At 43.4% G+C, this 2,549-nt stretch carries 3 protein-coding genes and 1 pseudogene; 1 reads left to right on the top strand and 3 read right to left on the bottom strand.

Annotated features, from left to right (window positions below; all coding sequences use genetic code 11):
* On the top strand, window positions 1-279 hold a 279-nt coding region (locus tag V7D75_RS10100; protein ID WP_333614458.1), incomplete at its 5' end, for an SIR2 family NAD-dependent protein deacylase.
* 93 nt (window positions 280-372) lie between these two features.
* On the opposite strand, the gene V7D75_RS10105 is transcribed toward V7D75_RS10100, so the two are convergent.
* The 3 genes and pseudogenes from V7D75_RS10105 to V7D75_RS10115 form a co-directional block, all read right to left on the bottom strand.
* Window positions 373-1,371: an adenosine deaminase gene (locus V7D75_RS10105; RefSeq protein ID WP_333614459.1), complete on the bottom strand. Its 999-nt coding sequence runs from the start codon at window positions 1,369-1,371 to the stop codon at window positions 373-375.
* A 127-nt stretch (window positions 1,372-1,498) separates the two neighbouring features.
* A complete protein-coding gene (locus V7D75_RS10110) occupies window positions 1,499-2,023 on the bottom strand; it encodes a TPM domain-containing protein (RefSeq protein ID WP_068408537.1) in 525 nt (174 codons plus the stop codon).
* A gap of 86 nt (window positions 2,024-2,109) precedes the next feature.
* A pseudogene (locus V7D75_RS10115) lies at window positions 2,110-2,549 on the bottom strand (TPM domain-containing protein); the annotation flags it as partial.

Here is a 2,549-nt window from a genome sequence, read left to right on the forward strand (position 1 = left end):
TATATACGTCCCGATATCGTGTGGTTTGGCGAAGCGCTGCCTGTACAAGCTTGGCAGAAAGCAGAGGACGCGGCGGCCAATTGTGAAGTCTTTATGAGTATTGGCACCTCAAGTCTCGTTTATCCTGCGGCAGGTCTCGCGCAATTAGCAAAAGATAACGGCGCCCAAATCATCGAGATAAACCCACACCCAACGCCGAATACCATCGTTGATATTACTTTAGCGGATAAAGCTGGATTGGTCTTGCCGCTATTAGTCCAAAAAATTACGGCTATGTAATCAATTACGTTGAAAAGTGCCTAGTGAAAAGGAAAAGGCTTAACGATTTATATAACCGTTAAGCCTTAATCACTGAAAATATCTTTACTCACTCTATTGCAGAGCAAGATCCACTTGCGCTAAGTATTTCTCTTTTAATTGATTATCTATAAATGAAGATCTAAAAGAGTTTTTTACCAAAGTAACGATATCATTTTCTGTCAGCGGTAGATGGTCACATATATTGATAAAGTTTTGATTCATATACCCTTTGAAATAAGCAGGGTCATCAGAATTGACGCTGACATTTAAGCCATAGTCTAGCAGCTCTTTAATATTGTGCTGTTTGTAACTCTCAAATACCTTGAGCTCAATATTAGAATTGGGGCAAACTGTCAGCGGCATTTGCTCGTCTTTTAGGCGTTGCATCAGCGCCGCGCTTTTTATCGATTGTACGCCGTGATCAATGCGATTGATTTGCAATAAATCTAACGCTTCATAAATATAAGAAAAATCTGCTTCCTCGCCAGCATGGGCGACCAGCTTAAAGCCCGCTTCTTTGGCCTTTTTAAACACTTCTTTAAACTTAGCGGGAGGGTTGCCCAATTCTGAAGAATCCAGACCGACGCCGATAATATCGTCTTTAAATGCCATTGCTTGCTCTAAAGTCTCAAACGCCTCTTCTTGCGATAAGTGGCGTAAAAAACACATAATAATACAAGAGGTGATGCCGTATTTTTCTTTGGCATCGGCAAGCGCTTCTTTGATACCAGTAATAACTGTCGCAAACTCAACCCCTCTTGCAGTATGGGTTTGTGGATCAAAAAATATTTCGGTATGGACGACATTATCTTCGACACACTTTAAAATATATTCCCACGTTAAATCATAAAAATCGTCTTTGGTAATCAGAACGTTGGCACCCGCATAATAGATATCTAAAAAAGTTTGTAGATTGGTAAAATTATAGGCACGGCGGACGTCTTCGATATCCTTATAGGGGATAGCGATATTATTCTTTTTCGCCAGTCTAAACATCAGCTCCGGTTCTAATGAGCCTTCGATATGTAAATGCAGCTCTGCTTTTGGCAATTTTTTTATCAGTTCAATCATGATATTTGCGGTGTCCTGTATCTAAACTTACTTGTTATTTCTTTAAGCGTTATTTTAAAAATGCTGTTAGTTTGAAAAATTGTTATTAAAGAAACTGCTATTTTAAAAGCCTTTACTTTGAAAATTGCTATTTTAAAAACACCACGGTATCGGACAGCTCATTACCAGCAGGGTCATGTTCAAGATGATAATACTGACGCAATAACTGACCTACCTCATCTAATAACTCCATCAAACTTTCTTCAGTTTTTTGATTGGCAATACCTGAGACCGCCTTTTCGCACATGGCGCTCCAAACAGTTGGACTGACATGTGTGCTGATACCGCGGTCAGCGACGATTTCTAGCTTGTGCTCGCAAATATTGACGTAAATCAAAACGCCGGTATTTTCTTCGGTATCCCACACGCGATATTCGCTAAATAAATCAATCGCTCGATCGCGGCAGTCAAGATGATAAGCATCTTGGATAGGTAAATGATTTTCGATAATCAAAAACACCTCGCCGCGATGTCCGCGCTCAGCCAGCGTCACCTGCTCTGTCAGCCGAGCCTTCGCCGCGGGCGTAAGCCACTTGCTATGCAACATAGGAACAAACAGTACTTGACGCCACCAACGAGCAAAACTTGCCTGCGACGAATTGCTTTTTACCATTATATTATATCCTCAAGTACGCCATTGCTGGCAATTTTCTAATGTCTGAGCCTAATTTACCCTTCTTACTCTTATAAAAATCGCCTCTACCAAGAGCCGCCTGCGCCGCCGCCGCCAAATCCGCCGCCACCGCCTCCGAAGCCGCCACCACCAAAACCACCGCCGCCAAAGCCGCCACTACCACCGCCCATACCGGGCAGGAATACTATACCGCCGCCACCGCCGCGTCCTCCACGACCACCGCCTGAACCGCGCGAAATTAAAAACAGCCAGATAAATATCGCCATAATTAACGTCATAAAGAAACCGCCGCCCAAGGCAAGCGAGCCTACAAAGAAGCCGCCAGCGGTCAGGATAGAACCAAAGATGCGCCCAAAGATACTGGTAATAAAGCTACCAAATATCATTGCCATGACAAATAAAAACACCGGCGATGGGTTATCACCAATGTCATTTTGATTTTGACTACGTTCGGCCGCTTGCGCATCGGCACGCGCCAATACTTCAGGATCAGCGGTCAGGCGCG

It is taken from the genome of Psychrobacter sp. (assembly GCF_036731945.1).
Lineage (GTDB): Bacteria > Pseudomonadota > Gammaproteobacteria > Pseudomonadales > Moraxellaceae > Psychrobacter.